This window comes from Pseudoduganella sp. GW821-FHT11H04, assembly GCF_058807935.1.
Map to the genome: position 1 here is coordinate 99,270 of NZ_JBXARE010000003.1, position 25,115 is coordinate 124,384.

Below are 25,115 nucleotides of genomic sequence, written 5' to 3' on the forward strand. Positions count from 1 at the left end.
GTGCGCTGTTGATCTTCGACGAAAGTCAAAGACCTCGAACCAATGCCCGAGGCCTTTGCACACTTGGGGTCTGACCCTGCGGGTTAGACCCCGATTTACCGGGTTTAGGCTGCAATCGCCGCCGGCTCATCATCCGCGCTGGAGCGGATCAGGTAATCGAAGGACCCAAGCGCCGCCTTCGCACCCTCGCCCACCGCAATCACGATCTGCTTATACGGCACGGTGGTCACGTCGCCCGCAGCAAACACGCCAGTCTCCGAAGTCTGCCCCTTGGCATCCACCTCGATCTCGCCATGCTTGGACAGCTCGATCGTGCCCTTCAGCCATTCGGTGTTCGGCACCAGGCCAATCTGCACGAACACGCCTTCCAGGTCCACGCGATGCGACTGGCCGCTATCACGGTCGGTATAGCTCAAACCATTCACCTTCTTGCCATCGCCATGGATCTCATTGGTCTGCGCCGACTTGATCACCTTCACATTGCGCAGGGTGGCCAGCTTGCGCTGCAACACCGCATCCGCGCGCAGTTCAGCGCCGAATTCGATCAGCGTCACATGCTCCACGATGCCGGCCAGGTCGATCGCAGCTTCAACACCCGAGTTGCCGCCGCCGATCACCGCCACGCGCTTGCCCTTGAACAGCGGGCCATCGCAGTGCGGGCAGTAGGCAACGCCGTGATTACGGTATTCCTTCTCGCCCGGCACATTGATCTCGCGCCAGCGGGCGCCGGTCGAAATGATCACCGACTTGGCACGCAGCACAGCGCCGCTCTCGGTATGGACTTCCTTGATCTTGCCCGGCACGATCTTTGATGCGCGCTGGGTGTTCATGATGTCCACTTCGTATTCCTTAACGTGCTGCTCCAGCGCCACTGCGAATTTCTGGCCGTCGGTTTCCTTCACCGAGATGAAGTTCTCGATCGACAGGGTATCCAGCACCTGGCCGCCGAAACGGTCGGCGATCACGCCGGTGCGGATGCCTTTACGCGCCGTGTAGATGGCCGCAGCAGCGCCCGCAGGGCCGCCGCCGACGATCAGCACGTCGAATACGTCTTTCTTGCTCAATTCAGCCGCAGCGCGAGCCGAGGCGCCGGTATCCAGCTTGGCGAGGATTTCCTCGACGTTGGTGCGGCCCTGGCCGAAGTGCTGGCCATTCAGGTACATCATCGGCACGGCCATCACCTGGCGTTCCTCGACTTCTTTCGGGAACACGCCGCCGTCCACCGCCACCACTTTGATGCGCGGGTTGATCACGGACATGGCGTTGAGCGCCTGCACCACTTCCGGGCAGTTGTGGCAGCTCAGGGAGATGAAGGTCTCGAAGACGAAATCGCCGTCCAGGTTACGGATTTGCTCGATGACTTTTTCATCCAGCTTGATCGGGTGGCCGCCCACTTGCAGCAGCGCCAGAACGAGCGAGGTGAATTCGTGGCCCATTGGAATACCGGCGAAGCTCACGCCGATATCGGTGCCTTTGCGGTTGATGTCGAAGGAAGGCTTGCGTGCCTTGTCGTCGCTGCCTGCCACCACGGTGATCTTGCCGTGGCCGGCGGACACTACGTCCTGCAGCAGGGCCGACATTTCCTGCGATTTGGCGGAGGCGTCGGTGTGCGCCACGATCTCGATCGGGTGTACAACGCGCTCCAGGTAGGAGGAGAGTTGGGCTTTCAGGTCTGCGTCCAGCATGGCTATTCCTTTCTTGATTAGTCGCTTGCGGTAGGTACCGCTTCAACGCCCCAAGGCGACCCCGTGGGGTCGCCTGTTCAAGCCATTAGCAGACTGGATGCTTAGATCTTGCCGACCAGGTCCAGCGATGGCTTCAGGGTTGCTGCGCCTTCGGTCCACTTGGCTGGGCAAACTTCGCCTGGGTGGGAAGCAACGTACTGGGCTGCCTTCACTTTGCGCAGCAGCTCAGCAGCGTCACGGCCGATACCGTTATCGTGCACTTCCAGCACTTTGATGAAGCCTTCTGGGTTGATCACGAAGGTGCCGCGCAGTGCCAGGCCTTCTTCTTCGATCATGACTTCGAAGTTACGGGACAGGGTGCCGGTTGGGTCGCCGATCAGGGCGTACTGCACTTTCTTGATCGCGTCGGAGGTGTCGTGCCATGCCTTGTGAGCGAAGTGGGTGTCGGTCGAAATGCCGTACACGTCCACGCCCAGCTTGGCGAATTCTGCGTGGTGGTCAGCCAGGTCTTCCAGCTCGGTTGGGCACACGAAGGTGAAGTCGGCTGGGTAGAACACGAATACGGACCACTTGCCTTTCAGGGACTCTTCGCTCAGGTCAACGAATTTACCGTTGTGGTATGCGGTGGCCTTGAATGGTTTTACTTGGGTGTTAATCAGGGACATTGTGGTTTCCTCGTGGGGGTTATTGAATCAATGAGACGCCAGTTTAAGGCCTTCCCTAAGATTTGGAAATTTGATTGTTCAAATAGACTCAATAGTCTTTGCCTATCAGAACCGCGTAGCGCGACCGTTATTATGCTCTTTTGCCACCATTTCGGTGTTACATCGCGATTCGGTACCTGATTAGTTGAGGAATCCACATCGTCTCAACGATTTTCGAGAAGCCGGCATCCGTGGGATGAAGCTCGTTAGTCCAATGCTTTTTATACTTCTCGGGATAGTGCGCGAGTACGCCGCGGCTGTCGATGTGAACAATTTCATTTCCCGGCACATCGTATGGATGGAACACTTCGTCGTTGAGACGATCTATCAGGATCTTGGTGATCCCATACCTCAACATCTTGTCTGCTTTAACACGAGACTTATCCATCGCAGGCGCGAGCCACGGGCCGGAGGCAACCGGACCAAACGCAAATCCTCTGCCATCTGGTGTCGGGTAGTCATAGCCATTGAGGAAGATAGGGCGCACCAATTCATCTTCCTTGTAAGCCCATCGGATGTCATGAATCAGCGATCCGAGCGCTGAAGAGATACGTCGCAATAATGTGTTCAATCCATCGGGATCAAGGCAGTCAATCGGTGAAGTGTAGTTCGAGCAGTCCGTGCGTAATGCCAGGGAATAGTCAACTGCATCGTTTCCGGCACCGCTGATGTAGAACTCTGAAAACCCGCGATTCCATCCTGGCGAGAGCCAATGTTCTACCTCCTTGGCGTACCTTCCAGCGCCAACTTAGTCCTGGAGCTCAGCGCTGTTATAGCCAAGCAAGCGTACGTTGGCGTGATCGATAGAAGTACGTGGATGGCCGACCAGCGTCTCCAGGATATTGTGATTCGGGTACCAGAACCAGGAATCGCCAATGGCCAACGCAGAACAGAACTCACCTGGCTGCTCCTGCTCATTCCCTCGATAGATTCTTCCCATGAACCTCACCTCGCACGTCCATTGCGACACAGGTGATATGAAATCACGAACGGCGCCGCAGCGCACGCGAAAAACGATTAACGTTTCTCCAACAGGCTGGCGGCGCGGGCGGCCATGGTGTCGGCTTCGGCGGGGTCAAAGTCGGTGTGCAGTTTCTTGCGCACGCCGTGTTCGTTGAGGAGGAGGTGGTGGTCGGGGGTGACGCCTTGCTTGGCGAGGCATTCGCGGGCGCAGGCCAGGGGGCAGCCGTCGATGGCGAGGATAGTGCGGCCGGATTGGGCCAGTTTGACCAGCGGGGCGACCCCGCCGCCCACACCGGCGATGCAGGACATTTCTGCGGTGCCGCTGCGGTCAAGCTTGATGGCGACTGCGTTGGCCAGTTGCGCTGCGCTGCTGCAGCCGGAACACGAATACACCAGCGGCAGCGTCTTGTCAGCCATGGCGTGGGCGCAGCAAGCGCCTCCAGTCGAACACGCTGGCGTCCATGCCGTCCAGGGTGTTCTTGAACAGCAGGCCCAGTTCCGTGTCGCCTTCCAGGATCAGGCGGCGGCTGAAGAAAAGGGTGTCGGGATCTTCCTGGCGGCGCGCCATCAGCAGCAGGTCGTGCGCGCTGGCGCCGATGGTGAGGTCGGGCTGGTCGCCGTGGCGGGCCGTTTCGAAGGCCTTGCCCTGCCAGCTGAAATCTATCGCCAGGCCGGCATCTTCCACCCTTAGGCGCAAGCGACGCGCGAATAGGGCTTGCTTGACGTCCTCCGGCAGTTGCGGCGCGAGGATGCGGTTCAGGCCCTGCACGAACAGCCAGGCCGGAGGCTGCGGCGGCAGGCGGCCCAGCAGGCGGCCGATGGCGGGCGGGATACGGAAAGGATTGCTCGTCATGCTACGCGCTCCATGCCGGGTTGGCCGTACCAGAAACCGTCGCAACTGCCACCGGGGGCAAGCGGTTCCAGCTTCACGGCGGCATGCGGCGCCTGCCATTCTCCTCGGCGCACCTTGTCGAAGGCGGCCACCACTTCCAGCGTGTCGCGCGCTTGCGGCGAGATGCGCAGCACGTTGATGCCCATGTCGGCCATGTCCGGCATGGCGCGCACCAGGTTGCAGCAAAGCGCGGACTGGGTCTGGATGCCGTTCAGGACCAGGAAGGCTTTCTGCTCGCGGGTATCCATGATCAGGCCATCCGGATAGTCGATGCAGCTGAACTGGCAATCGTCCTTCGGCAGGTTGCGGTTGCGCGCGGTCATGCAGCGGGCGGAGAAGGCCAGCGGCATGCGGCCCCAGGCGAAGACTTCGCTTTCCATGCCGGCCGGCTGCGTCTTCAACAGGGTGGCGATGGCGCTGCGGTCCATTTCCAGCGGAGCCACCCAGCGGCGCGCACCCTGGCGGGCAAGCACGGCCAGCGTCGGCTCGCTGTAGATATTCAGGTGCGGGCCGGCGACAAAGCCAGCGCCTGCCAGGTTGCGCACAGCGCCGAAATCATTGGCTTCCACCAGGAAGTCGCGGTTCTCGCACAGCTTGCGCATGGTGGTCAGCTCGGCGCCCGATTCAATCAAAGCCTGGGTGGACAGCACCACCTCTTTACCCGCGTCGCGCAGCAGGGCGGCGATATCGAGCCAGTCGGGGAGGCGCAATTCGTGGCGGCGCGAACATACGACTTCGCCGAGGTAGACGATATCCACCGGGCTTTCCGCTACCTGCTGGTAGAACTCGAACATCGTCAGGCGCGGCCAGTAATACAGCACGGGGCCGAGGGCTAGTTTCAACATACTCATTTCCATTTGCGGTGATAGGCGCCCAGGGTGTGCTGCTGGCCTTCCGCCACGCGGTCCAGCGCGGCGCTCCAGCTTGGGTGGATGGCGAAGCGGCGCTTGCCGTCGCCGCAGGCGTCGATGGCGGCGCGCCAGGCTTGCGTCACTTGCGCCACGTAGGCGGGGCTGCGCTGGCGGCCTTCGATCTTGATCGCCTTGACGCCCATCTGCACCAGCTGCGGCAGCAATTCCATGGTATTCAGGCTGGCCGGTTCTTCGATGGCGTAATAGGTTTCGCCTTCCACCTCAAAGCGGCCCTTGCACAGCGTGGGGTAGCTGGCGTTTTCGTCCGGCTGGTAGCGGTCGATCAGCACCCCGTTCAAGCGCGATTCCAGGCCTTTCGGGGTCTGCTGCCATCGTACTGCCTTGGCGGGCGAGCAAACGCCGGCCGTATTGGGCGATTCGCCGGCGGCATAAGAAGACAGCGCGCAGCGGCCTTCCACCATCACGCACAGGCTGCCGAAGCCGAAGACTTCGATTTCTGTCTTCACGTGGCGCAGCAGGTGCTCGACCTGCTGCATCGACAACACGCGCGGCAGCACGGCGCGCGAAATGCCGAACTGCTCATGGTAGAAATTGATCGCTTCGTAATTGGTCGCGGAGCCTTGCACGGACAGGTGCAGGCGCATGCCGGGATATTTGCCGCGGGCGTATTCCATCAGGCCGGGGTCGGCCAGGATGATGGCGTCGATGCCGGCGCCCGCCGCGCGGTCGACGGCTTCACGCCACTGTTTCCAGTTGGCCGCCTGCGGATAGGTGTTCAGCGCCAGCAGCACTTTGCGGCCGCGCATGTGGGCGTAGCGGATGCCTTCTTCGATGGCAGCTTCGTCGAAATTCAGGCCGGCGAAATTGCGCGCGTTGGTGGCGTCGCGGAAGCCAAGGTAGATGCTGTCGGCGCCGTTATCGACAGCGGCCTTCAATGCCGGCAGGCTGCCGGCTGGGCATACGAGTTCGATCATGCCTTGCTTCCTTGCAGGCGGCGCACGCCGCTGACGAAGCGCGACAAGGTGTCGGATTGGCCGCCACGCGGCAGCATCACTTCCACCAGCTGGAAACGGCCGCGCTTCTGGGTAGCGCTTTCCAGTGCTGCTGCCAGCTCGGCGCGTGTGATCACGCGGTAGCCGTCGCCGCCCAGCGCTTGCGCCATCTCCGCAAAATGCCAGTCGCTCAGGTCGCAGAAAGCCGATTGCGGCTGGAAGGCGCGCAGCATCTCCCAGCTGCAGTTATTGAAGATGACCACGATCGGGTCCAGGCCGTAGCGCTGGCAGTTGCCAAGCTCCCAGCCCGTCATCTGGAACGCACCGTCGCCCACCAGCACCAGCGGGCGTTCACCACCAGCGGCTTGCAGGCCAAAGGCGGCGGGCACACCGTAGCCCATGGTGGCGTAGTAACCGGGCGCCAGCAAGTCGGTGTTTTCGATATCCAGCGCGGTGAACAGGCAGTCGCCGATGTCGGAGGCAATCGGCATGCGGCCGTGTTTGCGCATCATGTCGTTGATGGCGCTTGCCACGTCGCGCGGAACGATGGCGTTGTCATCGGCCGGCAAGTCGCATGGGTAGGCGGTGCGTTCGCCATGCAGGGCCGCATCGGCGCGCAGGGGTTTGGCGTGTGCCAGCAAGCCATCCACCAATGCTTCCAGCGGGATGTCGTGGTAAGTGTGGTAGCCGAGGGTGACGTCGCCATCCAGCGCCAGCATGCATTTGCGCAGGTCGATGCGTTCGCGCTGCACGCCGAAGTTGGTGTCGGAGAGGATCACGCCAAGCATCAGCAAGGCATCGGAGCCTTCTACCGCTTCCGTTACTTCAGGTGCCCCGGCCACGCCAAGATAGGTGCCAAGCAGCGGTGCATCCGGCTCGCTGGCAAGCAGGCCGCGGCCCATGAAGCAGGTCACCACCGGCACCTGAAGCTTGGTCGCCAGCTGCGCCACCTTGCCCTCAAGGCCGAAGCGGCGGATTTCTATATCGACCATCAGCACCGGGCGCGCGGCGCGCTCCAGGCGGGACAGGACTTCCTCCACGCAGGCCGCCAGCGCGTCTGCATCGTTCGTTGGCTGCGACAGGGCATGCACGCGGCCGCAGGGCGCATGCACCATGTCGCGCGGCAGCTCGATGTAGACCGGGCGCGAATGCGTGATCGCACTGCGCAGCACGCGGGCGATGTCTTCCGGCGCACGCTGCGGATCGTCCAGCACGCACTGGTCGCAGGTGATTTCGCGGAAGATGGCCATTTGCGAATCCAGATGCTTGACCTGGTGATGCAGCAGGAAGCCGTTGCGGCGCTCATTGGTGCCCGGCGCGCCGGAGATTACCACCATCGGCACTTTTTCCGCGTAGGCGCCGGCGACGGCGTTGACCATATTCAGTGCCCCCGCACCATAGGTCACCGCCGCCACACTTAAGCGCCCGTGATAGCGCGCCGCCCCATCGGCCGCAAAGCCCACGCCCGGCTCATGGCTCAGCGTGTACAGGGGGAGGACGCCAGATTTCTCGATTTGTTCGAAGAAGGCCAGGACGAAGTCTCCGGGGATACCAAAGACTTCGCGCGCGCCGTGATCAGCCAGCGCGTGCAAGAGGGAGTGTGCGAGATTCATGCCCCGCATCTTGCGCGCGCGCGCCTGAAAATTCCTTGAGCCAGGTCAAGTTTTCAAATGTCCACCTTGGGGTCAGGAACAGGAGTGGACATTTTCCTGCGGAAAAATGTCCACTTCTGTTCCTGACCCCAAGGTGGACATTTCAGGCGGCGGTGGCTTCGTCGGTGGTTTGCTGGTGCAGCAGGGCGTCGAAGTCGGCGGCGGGGAGGGGGCGGGCGAAGAGGTAGCCTTGACCATAGTCGCAGCCGGCGGCGGCCAGCAGGTCGCGTTGTTCGGTGGTTTCTACGCCTTCTGCGATCACGCTCAGGCCAAGCTTGTGAGCCATGACGATGATCGCGTCGGACAGGGCCATGTCGCTTGAATCGGGGGCGAGGTTGCGGGTGAAGCTGCGGTCGATCTTGAGGTAGTCGATGTCGAACTTCTTCAAATACGAGAGAGAAGAATAGCCGGTGCCGAAATCGTCCAGCGCGACCTGGATGCCTGCGTCGCGCAGCTGCAGCAGCTTGTCGGTGACGCTGGTGTTCGCATCCAGCAGCAGGCCTTCCGTGATTTCTACGACGATGCTTTCGCCAGGCACGCCAAGCTGCTGCAGGAAGGCCAGCCAGCCGGCATAGCTTCCGCGTTCGCGCTGGAATTCCATCGGCGACTGGTTCAGGCTGACCTGGAAGCCGGGATGCACTTCCGTGCGCCAGCGTTTCACCCATTGCGCCGATTCGCGCAGCACCCATTCGCCGATATCCACAATCAGGCCGCTCGATTCGGCCAGCGGGATGAATTCGAGCGGGCTGACCATGCCGCGCTGCGGGTGCTCCCAGCGGATCAGGGCTTCGGCCTTGTGCACCTTGCCGGTCTGCAGGTGCACGATCGGTTGGAAGTAAAGCTTGAGCTGGTTGCCTTTCAGGGCGCCGCGCAGGTCGTTGGTCAGCCGCATGCGGTTCAGCGCCGCCACTTGCAGGGCTGGCGTGAAGTAACTGAAGCGGTTGCGGCCCGCGCCCTTGGCTGCGTACATGGCCTGGTCGGCGTGCTTCAGCAAGTCTTCCATATTGCCGGCATCGTCGGGATAAACGGTGATGCCGATCGATGCCGAGACGAAGGCTTGCTCCTGCCCCAGCTGGAACGGCATGCGCAGGCTGTCGATGATGTGCTGGGCAATGTCTTCGACACGGTCGACTTCCGCCAGCTCGGGCAGGATCACGGTGAATTCGTCGCCGCCCAGGCGCGATACGGTGTCCGACTGGCGCACGCAGGCGCCGATGCGGCGCGCCGCTTCCACCAGCAGCACGTCGCCCTGGTGGTGACCCAGTGTGTCGTTGACTTCCTTGAAGTGGTCAAGATCGATGAACAGGATGGCGATGCGGGTGCCGTCGCGGCGCGATTTCAAAATATCGTGCTGCAGCCGGTCCAGGAACATGCGGCGGTTCGGCAGCTGCGTCAGCGTGTCGAAGTTGGCCTGTTGCCAGATCAGCGCTTCGGTTTCCTTTTTCTCGGTGATGTCTTCGATCATGCACAAGTGGTGCGGCTGGCTCTCCGTTTCCACGGCATTGATCGAGGCTTCCACCCAGACGATGCGGCCGTCGGGGCGCATCAGGCGCGTCTCCATCTTGAACCCGGTGATCTGCTGCGCCGTCAGCTGCGCCATCTTTTCCTGCTCCGGCGCTACGTCGTCCGGATGGCAGATTTCAAGCCAGCGGCTATTGCGCATTTCCGCCGCCGAGCGGCCGGCGATTTCGGCGAAGCGCGGGTTCACGTCGCGGAACTGCCCGCCGCCGGAGTCGATCAGGGCAATGCCCATCGGCGCCGCTTCGAACATGGTGCGGAAGCGCTGCTCGCCTTTGCGGATGGTTTCTTCGGCGCGGGTGCGCTCACGCGTGAGCAGCGAGAAGTGGATCGCCGCGCCCAGCACCAGCAGGCCGGCCGCCACGCCCAGCACGCGGTACAGCCAAGTCAGGTCGGAGCCGGGATCGGCGTTGTACAGGAATCCGTTCCAAGTGGCGCCTTTCGGCATCATGCCCAGTTCCGTGTAGATGTCGGCGATGTGCTGCCAGCGGTCCGGGTTCATGTAGCCGATTTCCACCAGCACCGGCTGCACCAGCGGCACCATTTGGCGCGCTTCATACAGCAGGTGCATGCGGTCATGCTGGCGCGAGTACTTGTTGAGGATCAGGTCGACGATTTCTTCCTGATGGCTCATGGCGTACTGCCAGCCGCGCATGCTGGCGGCGCGGAAGGCGCGCACGCGGTCCGGGTGGTTCTTGATTTCCGCTTCGCTGGTGAACAGGTTGTCGCCGTAAAAGTCGATACCGGCGGCGCGCGGACTGTAGATATCATATGGGAAGCCCAGGCGGTCCAGGTAATCGGGCTCGTTGCTGACGAAGATCGACATGGCGTCGACCTTGCCCTTCACCAGGTCGTCCGGATTGAAGCTGTGCTCCACCCGCACCAGCTGGTTGGTATTGATGCCTTCCTTGCGCAGGTAGGCCATCACTTCGTCGGCCTGGGTCAGTTCATCGGTCAGGGAACCGATCATCACGCGCTTGCCGACGATGCTGCGGATATCCGGCGCGGGGCCGGTCTGGCGCATCGCCAACGCGTAGGGAGAATGCTGGAACACCACCGCCAACACCACCAGCGGTTTACCGGACAAGCGGGCCAGCAGCAGGCTGCTGCTGCCTACGCCGTATTGGGCGCGGCTATCGAGCACGGCGCGCTCCGGCTCATTGCCGTCATTGCCTTCGAGGATTTGCACATCGAGACCAGCATCGCGGTAGTAACCTTTTTCCAGCGCGGCGTAATAGCCGGCGAACTGGAACTGGTGGCTGTGCTTCAGCTGCAGGCTGACGCGTTCCTGCGCCTGCGCCGGGGACGCAGACAGCAACAGCAATACGAACAGGCCGGCCAGGAATTGGGGCACGTTTTATCCGGATACGAAGTTGGCGGGGTCTACCAGCCGATTGTATCCGCTTCATAGCGCGCGGCGCGCAGAGTGTGGCATTCCTGCTGCAGAATCCTATGGATTTGCAGCAGGTGATAGCACTCTAAGTCACAGACGGTGACTTACTTGCGGCCAGGGCGGCCGCCGGTCTTGGCCGGAGCGGCCTTTGGTTTCACCTTGATGGTGTCCAGGATGGATGGACGGGCCTTGGTTTCCACCGTGGCGCGCGCCGTCATCGAACCGGTCAGCGCGTTAGGCTTGCCGCCGCGAGCGACGTGGGCCGGCGGTGGCAGGCCGGCGCCGCGCTTCTGCTGGCCCGGGGCCAGCATCGGCATGGCGCGCTTGCCGGAAGAGGCCTTGAAGTTCTCTTCGCCCACGCGGTATGGCGGGATCAAGTGACGTTCGCCATCGCCAATCAGGTCGCCACGGCCCATGCGGCGCAGGGTCTCGCGCAGGATCGGCCAGTTCTTCGGATCGTAGTAACGCAGGAAGGCCTTGTGCGCCTGGCGCTGTTTCAGCGTGCGCGGGGTTTCCACGTTTTCCGAAGTCTCGGTCACTTTGTGCAGCGGGTTCTTGCGCGAGTGGTACATGGCCGATGCCATCGCCATCGGGGTCGGCATGAAGGTCTGCACCTGGTCGAGGCGGAAGTTGTTCTTCTTCAGCCACAGGGCCAGGTTCAGCATGTCCTCGTCCGACGTGCCCGGGTGGGCGGCGATGAAGTAAGGGATCAGGTACTGCTTCTTGCCCGCTTCCAGCGAGAACTTCTCGAACATCGCCTTGAATTCGTCGTAGGCGCCGATGCCCGGTTTCATCATCTTGCTCAGCACATTGGTTTCGGTGTGCTCAGGCGCGATCTTCAGCAGGCCGCCCACGTGGTGGGTTACCAGCTCTTTCACGTATTCCGGCGAACGCACGGCCAGGTCGTAGCGCAGGCCGGACTGGATCAGGATCTTCTTCACGCCCTTGATCTCGCGCGCCTTGCGGTACAGCTGGATCAATTTGCTATGGTCGGTGCCCAGGTTGACGCAGATCGACGGGTAGACGCAGGACAGGCGACGGCAGGTCTCTTCGATCTCCTTTTCCTTGCAGGACAGGCGATACATGTTCGCGGTCGGGCCGCCCAGGTCGGAAATGATGCCGGTGAAGCCCTTGGTCTTGTCGCGGATATGCTCGATCTCGCGCAGGATGGATGGCTCGGAACGGCTCTGGATGATGCGGCCTTCGTGTTCGGTAATCGAGCAGAAGGTGCAGCCGCCGAAGCAGCCGCGCATGATGTTGACCGAGAAGCGGATCATTTCCCAGGCCGGGATATTGGCGTTGCCGTAGCTTGGGTGCGGCGCGCGTGAGTACGCCATATCGTACACGCCGTCCATTTCATCCATGGCCAGCGGCAGCGGTGGAGGATTCATCCACACGTCGCGGTCGCCGTGCTGCTGCACCAGTGCGCGCGCATTGCCCGGGTTGGATTCGAGGTGGAACACGCGCGAGGCGTGGGCGTACATGACCGGGTCTTCCTTCACCACCTCGTAGGATGGCAGGCGCACCACGGTCTTGTTGTGCTTTTCCTTGGCGGCGGCCAGGCGCTCTTCGCGGGTCATGATGATGACCGGCTTGACCACTGGTTCCGGCGCGGCATTCTCGGTGGCGCATTCCTTCTTGTCTTCCTTCGCCATGGCGTAAGGATCCGGATGCGGGTCGACGCGGCCCGGCACGTCGACGCGGTTCGAGTTGTGCACCGACCATTCGGACGATGGCAGCCAGCCGTGCGGCACCAGGAAGGCCGTGCCGCGCAGGTCTTTGATCTCCTTGATCTTTTCGCCCATGTCCAGGCGGCGGGTCAGGTCGACCAGCGCGCGTTCGGCGTTACCGAAGATCAGCAGGTCGGCCTTGGACTCGGTCAGCACCGATTTGCGCACCTTGTCCGACCAGTAGTCGTAGTGGGCGATGCGGCGCAGCGAGGCTTCGATGGAGCCAACGATGATCGGCGTGCCAGGGAAGGCTTCGCGCGCCTTTTGCGCGTACACGGTCACGGCGCGGTCAGGGCGCTTGTTCGGTTCCGCGTTCGGGGTGTAGGCGTCGTCGGAGCGGATCTTGCGGTCGGCCGTGTAACGGTTCACCATGGAGTCCATATTGCCGGCGGTGATGCCGTAGTACAGGCGCGGCTTGCCCAGTGCGCGGAACGATTCCACGTTGTGCCAGTCCGGCTGGGCGATGATGCCCACGCGGTAGCCTTGCGCTTCCAGCAGGCGGCCGACCAGGGCCATGCCGAAGCTTGGGTGGTCGATGTAGGCGTCGCCGGTTACCAGGATGACGTCGCACTGGTCCCAGCCCAGGGCGTCCATTTCGGCGCGGGACATGGGAAGGAAAGGCGCAGACGAAGCACGCGCAGACCGCTTGGCGACGGTCGCGAAAAGATTTGTTGGGGGATTCATCCCGGCATTGTACCGGAAATCACTGGTTAGCGCCCGCTTCGCCACGCAAAAAACCTTTAAGTTTCAGTAACTTGTAACGTTCCAGCAAGGTGTTTTGGGCAAATACTCATTGAACATCGTGCCATTTTTGCTATAACGGGTATACAACGTCTTCCATGGAGCTAAATCATGCGACGCAGACTGTACTACATGCTTCCCAATGTAAAAGCCGCCCGCGCAGAACTGGACGAACTGCTGCTGGCACGCATCGAAGAACGGCATATCCACTTCATGGCAAAAGAGGGCACCCTGCTCGATGACATGCCAGATTGCAATTTCCTGCTGCGAACGGACCTGATCCACGGCGCCAAGCTGGGGGTCGCCATTGGCGGGATTGTGGGGCTGTGTGCCGGCATCTTCCTGGTTGCTTTCCCACCCGAAGGGCTGACGCTGCGCACCATGACCATTTTGCTGGTCATGCTCGGCGGTGCACTGTTCGGCGGCTGGGCCAGCGGCATGAATGCGGCGGCGGTGCCAAACAAAAAGCTGGAGCAGTATTCAGAGCGTATTGAACAAGGTCAGGTTTTGATGATGGTAGACGTGCCAGTGCGGCGCATGAGGGAGATCGAGGAAATGATCGCCAAACGTCATCCTGACTTCAACTTTGGCGGTGAAGAACCGCCCATGCTGGCCTTCCCATAAGGCTAGCCTCCCGGGGGCCGGCCGGACAGCCGGTAAAACCCCGGGTTCTATACCGAAGGCGGGCTGCGGCCCGCCTTTCTTTTTGCCGGTTTAGATCCCCATATTGCCCAGGATGCGGGTCAGCTCGCGCAAGGTCGGCTCCAGCGCAGGGTGGTTGGCGGCAAATTTGGCGGTGATTTCCTGCGTGCGCTCGGCCAGGCCGTAGGTGCTGGTGCCGCCTTCGGGCTCGGGGGGCTGGTCGAGGATTTGCTTGATGTCGGTATCGAGCTGGCGCAGCAGGCTTTGCAACTCCTCATCGACCGGGCCGTGGTGTGCCAGGTGGGCATGCAATTGGCGGAGAGTCTCCTTCAGCTTGGTGTCCATAATCCCTTTCCCCGTTGAAGTGGCTATATCTCTTTATACACCCATTTGACGTGTGCTAGTCAGCGGTGTCAGGGCCCAACACGCAACACGCTGCGCATGTCGCATATCGGGACCTGACCCCGGGATTAGTTGGCTTTCAGGCCGCGGCGTTCCAGCAGCGGTTCGATCTTGGCGTCGCGGCCGCGGAACTCGCGGTACATCTGCATCGCATCCATCGTGCCGCCCTTGGACAGCAGGGCTTTGCGGAAGTGGTCGCCGTTCTTGCGCGACATGCCGCCGTTTTCGGTGAACCATTCAACGGTGTCGGCATCCAGCTTCTCCGACCACAGGTAGCCGTAGTAGCCGGCCGAGTAGCCGCCTGCGAAGACGTGCGAGAAGTAGGTGGTGCGGTAGCGCGGCGGCACCGGTGCGAAGTCGACGCCGGCGTCTTTCAGCACCGACGATTCGAAGCCCAGCACGTCGGTCGGGATCTTATCGGCCGGCAGTTGGTGCCAGCGCTGGTCCAGGATCGATGCGGCCAAGTACTCGGTGGTGCGGAAGCCTTCGTTGAACTTGGCGGAGGCCTGTACCTTGTCCAGCAATTCCTTCGGCATTGGCGCCCCGGTCTGGTAGTGCTTGGCGTAGTTGTTCAGGATCTCCGGCCAGGTCATCCACATTTCGTTGACCTGCGATGGAAATTCCACGAAGTCGCGCGGCACGCGGGTGCCGGCGAAGCGCGGGTATTTCACGTTCGAGAACATGCCGTGCAGGGCGTGGCCGAATTCGTGGAACAGGGTGCGCGCTTCGTCATAAGTCAGCAGGGTAGGTTCGCCGGCCGCTGGCTTAGGAATGTTCAGGTGATTCGCCACCACAGGCTTGGTACCCAGCAGCTTGGACTGCGAAACATAGGCATTCATCCATGCGCCGCCGCGCTTGTTGCCGCGAGCGTAGAAGTCGCCGAGGAAGATCGCCAGCTGCTTGCCGTCAGCATCAAACACATCGAACACGCGCACGTCTTGCTGGTACACCGGCAGGTCCTTGCGTTCCTTGAAGGTGATGCCGTAGACCTTGGTGGCGGCGTAGAACACGCCGTTCTGCAGCACGTTATCCAGTTCGAAGTAGGGCTTCAGCTGGTTCTGGTCGAAGGCGTAGCGCGCCTGGCGCACCTTGTCGGTGTAGAAGGCCCAGTCTTGCGCGGCATTGGCGAAGCCGCCCTTCTCCGCGTCGATCACCGCCTGAATGTCGGCCGATTCCTTGCGCGCGTTGTTAACGGCCGGTTTCGCCAGCTCGCCCAGCAGCTTGTTGACCGCGTCGGTGTCGTGCGCGGTCTGGTCTTCCAGCTGGTAGGCGGCATGCGATGGATAGCCAAGCAGGGCGGCGCGTTCGGCGCGCAGCTTGGTGATCTTCAGCACGACTTCGCGGTTGTCGAATTCGCCGCCGTGGCTACCGCGTGCCAGCGAGAGGGCGAGCAGGCGTTCACGGGTTGCGCGGTTGGTCAGCACTTCCAGCGGCGCCTGGCCGGTGGTGTTGACAATGGCGATATAGAATTTGCCGTCCATGCCTTTGGCCTTGGCGGCGGCTGCGGCGGCATCGATGGCCTTGTCGGACATGCCGGCCAGTTCTTCGCGGGTGTCGACCACCAGGGCGGAGGCATTGGCTTCCTTCAGTACGTTCTGGCTGAAGGCGGTGGACAGGGCGGCCAGCTGCGAGTTGTAGGCCTTCAGTTTTTCCTTGTCGGCGGCGGACAGCTTGGCGCCGGCGCGTACAAAGTCGGTGTGATAGCGCTCCAGCAAGCGCTTGGATTCCGCGTCGAGTTTCAGCTTATCGCGCTTGTCGTACAGGGTCTTGATGCGTGCGTACAGCTTTTCATTGAGGCGGATCGCATCGCTGTGTGCGGACAGCTTCGGCGCCAGTTCGCGGTTCAACGCGTCGAATGCATCGTTGGTGTTGGCGCCGGACAGGTTGCCGAACACGGAGCTCACGCGGTCCAGCAGGCGGCCGGAACGCTCCATGGCCACGATTGTGTTCTCGAAAGTCGGCGCGGCTTTGTTGGTGGCTATCTTCGCGATTTCCGCAGCCTGTTCCTTCATGCCTTCTTCGTAGGCAGGACCATAATCCGCGTTCTTGATCTGGTCAAAGGCCGGATAATTCAGCGGCAGCTTGGATTCTTGCGCGAATGGGTTGGATGCCGGCAAGGCGGCATTGGCGGCACCTGCAACTGCCAGGCTGGCAGCAATCGCCAGCAATTTCGGACGGAACATTCTCTCTCCTGTTTTGTAATGTTTCGAGGCGCAGATGATAGCAACGTTGCCGGTCGAAGTCATGCTGCGCTGCGCTACATCGCAACGGAGGGATGGCAGGAGGTTAATAGTGTGGCGGCGGCTCGTTGATTGGTGCCTGGTTGGCCTGGGAAGTGTTACGCACGCGCTCCGCCAGCGCCACCAGCATCGCTTCCAGCTGGTCGATCTGCTTCTGCTGCTCGTAGACGCGCTGGTTCAGCGACTCCACCAGGTCTTCCTGGTGCGCCAGTTTGATTTCGATGTCAATAAAACGGTCTTCACTGCTCACAGCCTGCTCCTGCTTGGGGTAAAACCAGCATTTTACTGGAGCATTCACGCTAGCCACCGCATCGCCATCACGACAGCCGCTCCTTGCAGCGAACCGACCGAAATGGCGATGCCGAACATCCAACGTACGCAAGACCACTTCGACTTTTGAATTTCTTCCATCAGTTCTTTCCTGAGGTCCGAAATCGATCGTTCAATCTTGGCTTCAAGCTCAGCTTTCACACGGTCAATTTTGGCTTCAAGTTCAGCTTTCACGCCGTCGATTTTGGCTTCGAGTTCAGCTTTCACACCGTCGATTTTGGCTTCAAGCTCAGCTTTCAAGCCGTCGATCTTGGCTTCAAGCTCAGCTTTCGTTCGGTCAATTTTGGTATTCAGCTCAGACAGCCCGATATCAACCTTTGCTTCAAGCCGTTCCACTGTAATAGACGCAAGAACTTCCCGAATGATTTCAGCATGTACCTGCGCCTGCGAGGCTGGTACCCCGGCAGCGGTCAGGCGCTTGGCATAAACGAGGGGATCGACGGCATTCATGTTGCTATCTCCGGTTGGTCATTATGCAACCAGAATGCCGCAAGCGACCACACCGCAGCTTGACGCTGCTCAGGGCTACTTCAGGTAGACGCCACCGCAGAGGATGATGTCCTCTTCAGGCATGCAGTACATGGTTTTGGGCTCGATCTTGCCGGTGACGGGGTTGTTGAATTTGTAGTCCTGCCAGAAGGGGACTTTTTTCTTCGCCATCTCGACGCGTTCTTTGACGAAGGGCTTGCCGTCGACGTCCTTCAATTCAATCAAGTTCTTGCCGATCATCTTGGCGTTGGCGCCGTGGGCGCGGACGACGCCGTCGGTGCCGTAGACCGTCAGGTACAGGTCACGGTCGGTGAACTGGCCTTCCTTCTTGTTGATTTCCGCGAAAGTTTTTTCGCGACCGTTGGTTTTCAGGTAAGAGAGGGCTTTCTTCACCATCGCCTCGGCTTCAGGCTTGGTCACAACATCGGAAGCGGCGACGACCGGTACAGCGCCCACCAAGGCGGCGAGCAGGCAAATGCGAGCAAACATGGGAGCCTCCTGAGAAAAGGAAGAGCACCCATGCTAGCACCAATCAGGCGGGATTAATGTCGCGCGGAGCCGACAGCAATTCCTTCATGCGCGCCAGCCGTTCGCGCGGCGACAGTACTTCCGATTCGGTCGGCGGCGCGGTGCCTACATCGAGCGCCATCTCGGCGATGAAGCGCGAGATATCGCACTGCACATGTTCGCCGCCACGCTTGCGCTTCTTGCACCAGGTGAGCTGCAGGGTGCGCTGCGCACGCGTGATCCCCACGTACATCAGGCGGCGTTCTTCTTCGATGCGCTGCGCCAGCAATTCGACCGGCGCGTCCGGATCGCCCTTGTGCGGCAGGATGCCTTCTTCCACACCGACCAGGAATACGTGCGGGTACTCCAGGCCTTTCGATGCGTGCAGGGTCGACATGCGGATCGCGTCGGGCTCTTCGTCCTTCCCGTCCAGCATGGACATCAAGGCCACCATCTGCGTCAACTCTAAGACGTTCTTTTCTTCCCCATCGCGGTCCTTGCCGCCGCGGCCGCGATCCTTCAGCCAGTTGACGAAGTCCGTGACGTTGTCCCACTTGCCCTGCGCCGCGCGTTCCTCGAAGGCATCGTACAGGTAGTGCTCGTAGTGCATGCCTTCCATCAGGTCGTCCAGCACCTGCGCCGCGTTGTCGCCGCTACCCGATGGGCCGGGACGCGTGGCGCGCGATTCGAGTTCGAGAATGAAGTTGCAGAAGTCCTGCAACGGCTTTAGTTGGCGGTCGTTCAGTACTGCTTCGATGCCGCCTTTGAACACGGCCTCGAACAGCGAGCATTGCCACTTGCCTGAGAAGGAGCCCAGCGCTTCCAGCGTGGACTGGCCGATGCCCCGGCGCGGCGTGGTGGCAGCACGGATGAAGGCAGGATCGTCGTCCGGATTGGCCATCAGGCGCAGGTAGGCCATGATGTCCTTGATCTCCGCCTTGTCGAAGAAACTCTGGCCGCCGGAAATCGTGTACGGGATGCGCTGCGTGCGCAAGGCCTGCTCGATCACACGCGCCTGGTGGTTGCCGCGATACAGGATTGCGTAGTCGGCCCACTTGTTCTTGCGCTCGAAGTGGTCGGCTGAAATCATGATCGCGACCTGCTCCGCTTCCTGCTCCTCATTCGGCATCGAGTGCACCTTGATCGGTTCACCGATACCCAGTTCGGACCACAGCGATTTCTCGAACAGTTTCGGATTGTTCTGGATCACCGCATTGGCCGCCTGCAGGATGCGGGTGGTGGAGCGGTAGTTCTGTTCCAGCTTGATCAGGCGCAGGTCTGGGAAGTCGACCTGCAGCAGCGCCAGGTTTTCCATGGTCGCGCCGCGCCAGCCATAGATCGCCTGGTCGTCATCGCCCACGGCGGTGAACATCGGCTTCTTGCCAAGGCCAGTCACCATCAGTTTCACCAGCTCGTACTGGCAGGTGTTGGTGTCCTGGTACTCGTCAATCATCAGGTAGCGCAGGCGGCGCTGCCATTTGTCGCGCACCACGTCGTGATTGCGGAACAATTCCACCGGCAGGCGGATCAGGTCATCGAAGTCCACCGCCTGGTAGGCGGCCAGGGTCGCGATATAGCTGCCGTAGATGCGCGCGGACTGCGCTTCGTCTTCGGTCTGGGCCTGCTTCAGCGCTTCTTCCGGCGTGACCAGGCCGTTTTTCCACAGCGAGATGTCGTTCTGGATGCTGCGGATCAGGTTTTTGTCCGTGGTGATGGCCAGGTCCTGGACCAGCGAATAGCAATCGTCGCTGTCCATGATTGAAAAACGGTCTTTCAGCCCCAGATGGTTGCATTCCTGGCGCAGGATGCGTACGCCGAGGGAGTGGAAGGTACAGACGGTCAGCTGCTTGGCCTGGCGCGGCTGCTTGAGCATCTTGCCGACGCGCTCCTGCATCTCGAGCGCAGCCTTGTTGGTAAACGTGAGCGCGGCGATCGTGCGCGGGTCATAGCCGCGATCCTCGATCATATGGGTAATTTTTTGCGTAATGACGCGCGTCTTGCCCGAACCGGCTCCCGCCAGTACCAGGGCAGGGCCGTCGAGATAGAGCACGGCCTCGCTCTGGGGCCCGTTAAGGCCGAACTGGGGTGCATTGGACATCCCGGCATTGTACAGAATATAGTGGTATCAAACTTCCGAAAAAGTAGGCAAGAGTATTATGAAATTTGAACATTTGATAGAAGTGAACGACCTTCTCAACCCGCTGAGCGACACCATTTCGCACCAGCAGTTGTGGCGCGGCCTGGTGCTGCGCGCCGAGTCGCCGAAGCTGTTCGTTCCCCACCTGGACGAAGCGGAAATTTCCAGCCGCACGGGCGCCGGTTTCAGCCGCCGCCTGCGTTATGGCGATGTTGTCATTGAAGACAATGTTGTCTTGCATGAACCGTATGTCGTGCGCTACAACGTGCCGGCGCAAAAGGACATCAGCGCTTCCAGCCTGACGATGACGATCGAGATGCCGCAGCCGGAACGCCTGTACGTGCGCTTCCAGTACGATGACGGCCATGACGCGGCGACCGATGCCGCCAACGCCATGTACGACGATTTCCGCCGCTCCGCTTACCAGGAGTCGGACATCGACACCATTCGAGTGCTGCGCGAACTGGCCAGCCAGGGCCGCCTGGATTCGGCCCTGAACTGATTGTCGCTAGCAGCCGGGCGTGCAATCGTTCGGCATCGGCTTGGGCGGAGGGGGCGGTTTTTGCAGCTCCAGCGCCAAGCCGCGCAAGGCGGTGCGCAAGCCCTCTTCCACCACCGGGTGGTAGAAGGGCATGTCCAGCATCTGGTCCACCGTCAGCTTGGCCTGGTGCGACCATGCCAGCAAGTGGCCGATGTGTTCCGCACGCGGCCCCACCATCTCGGCGCCGAGGAAGCGCCCGCTCCCATACTCCCCATACACACGCAGCAGGCCTTTGTTCTGACGCATGACGCGGCTGCGTCCCTGGTCTTCGAAGCTGACTTCACCGATTGCGAAGTGTTCGCGGCCATTCGTTAATTCCTTGTAGCCCTGGCCTACGGTGGCGATTTGCGGTTCGCTGAAGGTGATGGCTAAGGGCGTGCGTCTCAGGCCGGGCTTTACTTCGGGATAGCTGGCGGCGTTGGCTCCGGCGATTTTGCCCTGGTCGGCGGCTTCCGGCAGCACGGGAATTTCGGCGCTGGCATCGCCTGCGATGAAGATGCAGCTGTCGCCGCACTGCATGGTGTGGCGGTCGAACTTGGGAATGCCGCGCCGGTCCAGCGCCAGCCCCGTGTGATCAAGGCCAAGGCCGGAGACGTTGGGCGTGCGGCCCGTGGTGACCAGTACGTAATCGACTTTCTCAATGCGTTCTTCGGTCGTGCCGGTGATCATGCTGCGCGTGTGCAGCTCGAGTCCTTCGCCGGCGCGCTTGATGGCCGCCACTTCGGTGCGGAAGCGGATTGGCATTTCTTCTCCCAGCGCTTGCGCGGCGGCGGCCAGCACATGCGGGTCCTTCAGCTGGGCGACACTGTCGTTGCGCGCAATGACGGCGACGCGGACGCCGAGGCGGTGCAGGGCCTGGCCCAGTTCGAGCCCGATCACGCCGGCGCCGATCACTGCCACGGAGCGCGGCAGGTCGGTCCACTCAAATACGGCGTCGCTGTTAATCACGCGCGGGCCAGCCGCCGCCCATTCGGACGGGATGTCAGGGCTGGAGCCGGTAGCGATGACGACAGACTTCGCGGCCACCTCCAGGTTGGCGCCGATCTGCAGGCGGTTCGGCGCGGTGAATCGCGCACGGCCATGCAGCTTGTCTTCGGCGGGCATGGCCGCGACGTTCTCCAGCACGAAGCCGACAAAGCGGTCACGCTCGCTGCGCACGCGCTGCATCACGGCCTTGCCATCGATTTTCAGCTCGCCGGGCCGGATGCCGAAGCCGGGAGCCTCGCGCACCGCATGCGCCGCTTCGGCCGCGGCGATCAGCAGCTTGCTCGGCATGCAGCCAACACGCGCGCAAGTGGTGCCGTGCGGGCCGTCCTCAATCAACACAGCGTGCTTGCCGGCGTTGCGCGCAGCGCGGTAGGCGCTTAGCCCAGCCGTCCCTGCCCCGATCACCGCCACATCGCATTGGATGGTTTCCATCTTGCCTCCGACATTGGTAATGCATTAGTATGACTTATCTTTTCAAGCTTTTATAAGCATACCTTATGGATAATCTGGACTACCGCGCGCTGGCGGTGCTGGATGCCGTTGCCAGCCAAGGCAGCTTCGAAAAGGCGGCCAATGCGCTCGGCATCAGCCAGCCGGCCGTTTCCCAGCGTATCAAGGCGCTCGAGGATGCGGTCGGACGGCTGCTGATCGTGCGCGGCTCGCCCGCCGAAGCGACAGGCCTGGGCCAGCGCCTCATCTCGCATTACCGTAACGTCAAGCTGATGGAGGCTGCGCTTGACATCGATCTTGGCCACCAGACCAGCATGCCTGAAATTGCGATGGCCGTCGATGCCGCCAGCCTGGCGACGTGGTTCCCGCTCGCCTTGCGTCCTTTGTTGTCGCCGCCGCGCTGCCAGCTGGATGTGGAGTGCGCGGAGCGCGAGGTGGCGCTGCACCTGATGCGGGAAGGGGCGGTGTTTGGCTGCGTGGCTGCGCGGGCTGAGGTGCCTTCGCCTGCTGCTGCGGGGTCTTCTGCTACTACGCTTGGGGCCATGCGCTTTGTGTGCGTGGCCTCGCTGGCGTTCGCAAATCATTGGTTTGGGGATGGTTTCGGCGTCGATGCCCTGGCGCTGGCGCCGGCCGTAGTGCACGACCGGGATTTGATGGCGCGCTTCCTGGCGCGCGAGGCGGGATATGTGAGGCCGTTCCCGCATCATACTTTGCCGTTGTCGACGGCGTTGAATGATACGGTGCTTGGGGGGATGGCTTATGGCTTGATGCCTTACCTTCAGGCGGCGCAGGGATTGTCGCAAGGGTCCCTGGTCGATTTGCTGCCGGGGCGGTATATCGATGTGGAGCTGGATTGGCATGCGTGGGAGCTGGATACGCCGTTTACGCATGCGCTGAATGAGCAGATTGTCGCTACCGCCCGGCGCTACCTGGTGCAACCTTAGATATCGACAGGGTCGACTTCAAGCGACCATTTGATGCGCGTCTTTTGCTCCCGCAGCGCCAGCATCCACTCCTTCAAGAAAGCCTGCAAGGCCGGCCGCGACGCCGCTTCCACCAGCAACTGCGCCCGCTCCATATTGTGCACGCGAGCCATACTCATGGGGATCGGGTCGTTGATCGTGATGCCTTCGTGCTGCACCAGGCCGCGCGCACTGCGCAGGAACTCCAGCGCCAGCTCCAGTTCGCGCGCCTCCGCCCGCAAAATCGCCTGGTACAGATAAGGCGGCAAGCCAGCCACCTCCCGCTCACCAAGCAGCGAGTTTGCAAAGTAATCGTAATCATGCGCTACCAGCGCCGAGAACAAGGGGTGCTCAGGGTAGCTGGTCTGCACCAGCACCTCGCTCTCACTGCCGCCCTGGCGCCCCGCACGTCCCGCCACCTGCATCAGCTGCGCGAACAAGCGCTCGCTGGCCCGGTAATCCTGCGAGAACAGCGAGCTGTCCGGATTCATGATACCCACCAGCGTGAGGTTCTTGAAGTCGTGACCCTTGGCGACCATTTGCGTGCCGACCAGGATATCCACCTCCTGCCGGTGCACGCTGTCGAACGCCTCCTGCGCGCTGCCCTTGCGGCGGGTGCTGTCGGCATCGATGCGCAGCACCCGCGCCTGCGGGAACAGCTCCTGCAAGCTCTCTTCGATGCGCTGCGTGCCGCGCCCCAGCGGCTGCAAGTCGATATTCCCGCAAGTCGGGCAATGGCGCGGAATGCGCATCTCCAGGCTGCAGTGATGGCAGCGCAAGCGGTAATCGGTTTTATGCAGCACCATCAAGGCCGTGCAACGCTTGCACTCGCTGACCCAACCGCATGATTCGCAGGTGATCACCGGCGAATACCCGCGCCGGTTCAGGAACAACAGCGATTGCTCGCCGCGCTCCATGCGCAACTTGATCGCCTCCACCAGTTGATCGGACAGGCCTTCCTGCCCGCGCCTTCGCGAAGTGTCGATCAGCTTCACGGAAGGCAGCACCGCCTGCTGCACCGCGCGTTCGCGCAATTCGAGCTTGCGGTAGCGGCCTTTCAGGGCGTGGTGCCAGCTTTCCAGCGACGGCGTGGCGGAACCCAGTACCACAGGGATCTGCAGCTGGTGCGAGCGCCACACGGCCAGGTCGCGCGCGGAATAGCGCAAGCCTTCCTGCTGTTTATATGAAGGATCGTGCTCCTCGTCGATCACGATCATCTTTAGCTTAGGCATCGACGCGAGGATGGACAGGCGCGTGCCCAGCACAATGCGCGCCTTGCCTTCATGCGCGGCCAGCCAGTGCAGCATGCGCTCGCCCTCGGACAGGCGGCTGTGCAGGGTGGACAGCATCACGCCAGGGAAGCGATTGCGGATATTGGTTTCCAGCTGCGGCGTGAGGTTGATCTCGGGCACCAGCACCAGCACCTGGCCCTGCGGCTCGCGCGCCAGCACCTCGGCGCAGGCCTGCAAGTAGACCTCGGTCTTGCCGCTGCCGGTCACGCCATACAGAAGGAAGGGCGCAAAGCCTTGCGCGCCGGCGATGGCGTCGGCCGCCGCCTGCTGGCTCGGGTTCAGCACCGGTACGTTGGCCGGCGCGGGATCATGCGGTTCTTCCAGCTTGCCCAGCTTCTTGATGGCGCGGTCCAGCGCCACAGTGCTGGCTACGCGCAGGTTCTTGGGCAGGCCGGGCAAGGCGACCTCACCCAGCGGACGCTGGTAGTACTCGGCGGCAAAACCGGCCAGTGCCAGCCATTGCCTGGACAGCGGCGCGAGCTGGCTACGCACGGCCAGGGCGGATTTCAGCTTTTCCTCCGGAACATCCGTTTCCGTGAGGACATCCACGATCAGCCCGACCACTTCGCGCGGACCGAATGGCACTAATGCCAATTGTCCTACACGCGGTTCCTCTGATTTTTCGCAATCCCAGCGGTAATCAAAGACCGCGTTAAGCGGCGTGTCCAAGGCAATTCTGAGAATGCAGTGCGCCATCCAGAGCTATAGATCAATGGTTTTTTAACTATCCACAGAAACTGGGGATAACTTTGTGAACAAGGGGTCTGAAATTCAGAGCAAGCACTAACGTCCAGCTTGCAATCCGAGAAAACCGGGCCAAAACGCCTAAATTTTCCCGTTTAAATTCAACCGCTTACAACATCCGCCCTAGGAGCGCCGGAATGTGCATATTTTTCTGCGCTCTGTGCATAAGTGCACCATTTAAGGGCCAGATTTTTATCGAAATCAAGCGTTTTTTGCGCCCCAAACGGTGGAAAATGTGCCTGGTGCGCCA

The 25,115-nt window shown here is 61.5% G+C and carries 22 protein-coding genes; 3 read left to right on the forward strand and 19 right to left on the reverse strand.

Features of this window, described 5'->3' with window-relative positions; all coding sequences use genetic code 11:
• Positions 1-104: 104 nt before the first annotated feature.
• The 11 genes from ahpF to AC1RTP_RS07475 form a co-directional block, all read right to left on the reverse strand.
• Positions 105-1,685: an alkyl hydroperoxide reductase subunit F gene (gene ahpF / locus AC1RTP_RS07425; protein WP_498605955.1), complete on the reverse strand. Its 1,581-nt coding sequence runs from the start codon at positions 1,683-1,685 to the stop codon at positions 105-107.
• A gap of 101 nt (positions 1,686-1,786) precedes the next feature.
• On the reverse strand, positions 1,787-2,350 hold the full coding sequence (gene ahpC, locus AC1RTP_RS07430; protein ID WP_055938879.1) for an alkyl hydroperoxide reductase subunit C: 564 nt from the start codon (positions 2,348-2,350) through the stop codon (positions 1,787-1,789).
• Positions 2,351-2,507: 157 nt separating this feature from the next.
• Positions 2,508-2,948, reverse strand: a complete 441-nt coding sequence (locus AC1RTP_RS07435; RefSeq protein WP_498605961.1) for a hypothetical protein — start codon at positions 2,946-2,948, stop codon at positions 2,508-2,510.
• Positions 2,949-3,137: 189 nt separating this feature from the next.
• Positions 3,138-3,329 (reverse strand): hypothetical protein, encoded by a 192-nt coding sequence (locus tag AC1RTP_RS07440; protein WP_498605965.1) that lies wholly within the window; start codon positions 3,327-3,329, stop codon positions 3,138-3,140.
• 77 nt (positions 3,330-3,406) lie between these two features.
• Entirely contained in the window at positions 3,407-3,769 is a 363-nt protein-coding gene (locus AC1RTP_RS07445) for a putative zinc-binding protein (RefSeq protein WP_498605967.1), read from the reverse strand.
• The gene (ubiT, locus tag AC1RTP_RS07450; protein ID WP_498605969.1) at positions 3,762-4,205 is read right to left on the reverse strand and encodes a ubiquinone anaerobic biosynthesis accessory factor UbiT; all 444 of its coding nucleotides are present in this window, start codon (positions 4,203-4,205) and stop codon (positions 3,762-3,764) included. The genes AC1RTP_RS07445 and ubiT overlap by 8 nt, the downstream gene beginning before the upstream one ends.
• Positions 4,202-5,089: a U32 family peptidase gene (locus tag AC1RTP_RS07455; protein ID WP_498605971.1), complete on the reverse strand. Its 888-nt coding sequence runs from the start codon at positions 5,087-5,089 to the stop codon at positions 4,202-4,204. Before AC1RTP_RS07455 ends, ubiT begins: the two co-directional genes overlap by 4 nt.
• A gap of 2 nt (positions 5,090-5,091) precedes the next feature.
• Positions 5,092-6,090, reverse strand: coding sequence for a ubiquinone anaerobic biosynthesis protein UbiU (gene ubiU / locus AC1RTP_RS07460; RefSeq protein WP_498605975.1), 999 nt, complete (start codon positions 6,088-6,090; stop codon positions 5,092-5,094).
• Positions 6,087-7,721 (reverse strand): indolepyruvate/phenylpyruvate decarboxylase, encoded by a 1,635-nt coding sequence (ipdC, locus tag AC1RTP_RS07465; RefSeq protein WP_498605978.1) that lies wholly within the window; start codon positions 7,719-7,721, stop codon positions 6,087-6,089. The genes ubiU and ipdC overlap by 4 nt, the downstream gene beginning before the upstream one ends.
• A 142-nt stretch (positions 7,722-7,863) precedes the next feature.
• Entirely contained in the window at positions 7,864-10,632 is a 2,769-nt protein-coding gene (locus tag AC1RTP_RS07470) for an EAL domain-containing protein (RefSeq protein WP_498605982.1), read from the reverse strand.
• Between the two features lie 143 nt (positions 10,633-10,775).
• Complete coding sequence (locus AC1RTP_RS07475; RefSeq protein ID WP_498605986.1) at positions 10,776-13,010, reverse strand: YgiQ family radical SAM protein; 2,235 nt, start codon at positions 13,008-13,010, stop codon at positions 10,776-10,778.
• Positions 13,011-13,253: 243 nt separating this feature from the next.
• Here AC1RTP_RS07475 and AC1RTP_RS07480 point away from each other — a divergent pair, with 243 nt between their 5' ends.
• Positions 13,254-13,766, forward strand: a complete 513-nt coding sequence (locus AC1RTP_RS07480; protein WP_498605990.1) for a DUF1269 domain-containing protein — start codon at positions 13,254-13,256, stop codon at positions 13,764-13,766.
• Positions 13,767-13,856: 90 nt separating this feature from the next.
• Here AC1RTP_RS07480 and AC1RTP_RS07485 read toward each other — a convergent pair whose 3' ends face one another.
• The 6 genes from AC1RTP_RS07485 to AC1RTP_RS07510 all read right to left on the reverse strand — a co-directional run bounded on the left by AC1RTP_RS07485 (position 13,857) and on the right by AC1RTP_RS07510 (position 19,850).
• Complete coding sequence (locus AC1RTP_RS07485) at positions 13,857-14,129, reverse strand: DUF4404 family protein (protein ID WP_498605992.1); 273 nt, start codon at positions 14,127-14,129, stop codon at positions 13,857-13,859.
• Positions 14,130-14,254: 125 nt separating this feature from the next.
• On the reverse strand, positions 14,255-16,369 hold the full coding sequence (locus AC1RTP_RS07490; RefSeq protein WP_498605994.1) for a M3 family metallopeptidase: 2,115 nt from the start codon (positions 16,367-16,369) through the stop codon (positions 14,255-14,257).
• A gap of 103 nt (positions 16,370-16,472) precedes the next feature.
• Positions 16,473-16,676 carry a SlyX family protein gene (locus AC1RTP_RS07495; RefSeq protein ID WP_498605996.1) on the reverse strand — a complete coding sequence of 68 codons (204 nt, stop codon included), beginning with the start codon at positions 16,674-16,676 and terminating at the stop codon, positions 16,473-16,475.
• Positions 16,677-16,720: 44 nt separating this feature from the next.
• On the reverse strand, positions 16,721-17,206 hold the full coding sequence (locus AC1RTP_RS07500; protein WP_498605999.1) for a CCDC90 family protein: 486 nt from the start codon (positions 17,204-17,206) through the stop codon (positions 16,721-16,723).
• Between the two features lie 75 nt (positions 17,207-17,281).
• Positions 17,282-17,734, reverse strand: coding sequence for a cache domain-containing protein (locus AC1RTP_RS07505; RefSeq protein WP_498606001.1), 453 nt, complete (start codon positions 17,732-17,734; stop codon positions 17,282-17,284).
• A 43-nt stretch (positions 17,735-17,777) separates the two neighbouring features.
• Positions 17,778-19,850, reverse strand: coding sequence for a UvrD-helicase domain-containing protein (locus tag AC1RTP_RS07510; RefSeq protein ID WP_498606003.1), 2,073 nt, complete (start codon positions 19,848-19,850; stop codon positions 17,778-17,780).
• 58 nt (positions 19,851-19,908) lie between these two features.
• Between AC1RTP_RS07510 and AC1RTP_RS07515 the strand changes: the two genes are divergently transcribed.
• A complete protein-coding gene (locus AC1RTP_RS07515) occupies positions 19,909-20,391 on the forward strand; it encodes an SRPBCC family protein (protein WP_498606006.1) in 483 nt (160 codons plus the stop codon).
• Positions 20,392-20,397: 6 nt separating this feature from the next.
• Here AC1RTP_RS07515 and AC1RTP_RS07520 read toward each other — a convergent pair whose 3' ends face one another.
• Entirely contained in the window at positions 20,398-21,849 is a 1,452-nt protein-coding gene (locus AC1RTP_RS07520; RefSeq protein WP_498606009.1) for a dihydrolipoyl dehydrogenase, read from the reverse strand.
• A 65-nt stretch (positions 21,850-21,914) separates the two neighbouring features.
• Between AC1RTP_RS07520 and AC1RTP_RS07525 the strand changes: the two genes are divergently transcribed.
• Positions 21,915-22,811 carry an ArgP/LysG family DNA-binding transcriptional regulator gene (locus AC1RTP_RS07525; RefSeq protein ID WP_498606011.1) on the forward strand — a complete coding sequence of 299 codons (897 nt, stop codon included), beginning with the start codon at positions 21,915-21,917 and terminating at the stop codon, positions 22,809-22,811.
• Here the strand turns inward: AC1RTP_RS07525 and AC1RTP_RS07530 are convergent.
• Positions 22,808-24,817 carry a primosomal protein N' gene (locus tag AC1RTP_RS07530; protein ID WP_498606013.1) on the reverse strand — a complete coding sequence of 670 codons (2,010 nt, stop codon included), beginning with the start codon at positions 24,815-24,817 and terminating at the stop codon, positions 22,808-22,810. The two genes, AC1RTP_RS07525 and AC1RTP_RS07530, sit on opposite strands and share 4 nt — an antisense overlap.
• Positions 24,818-25,115 lie beyond the last annotated feature (298 nt).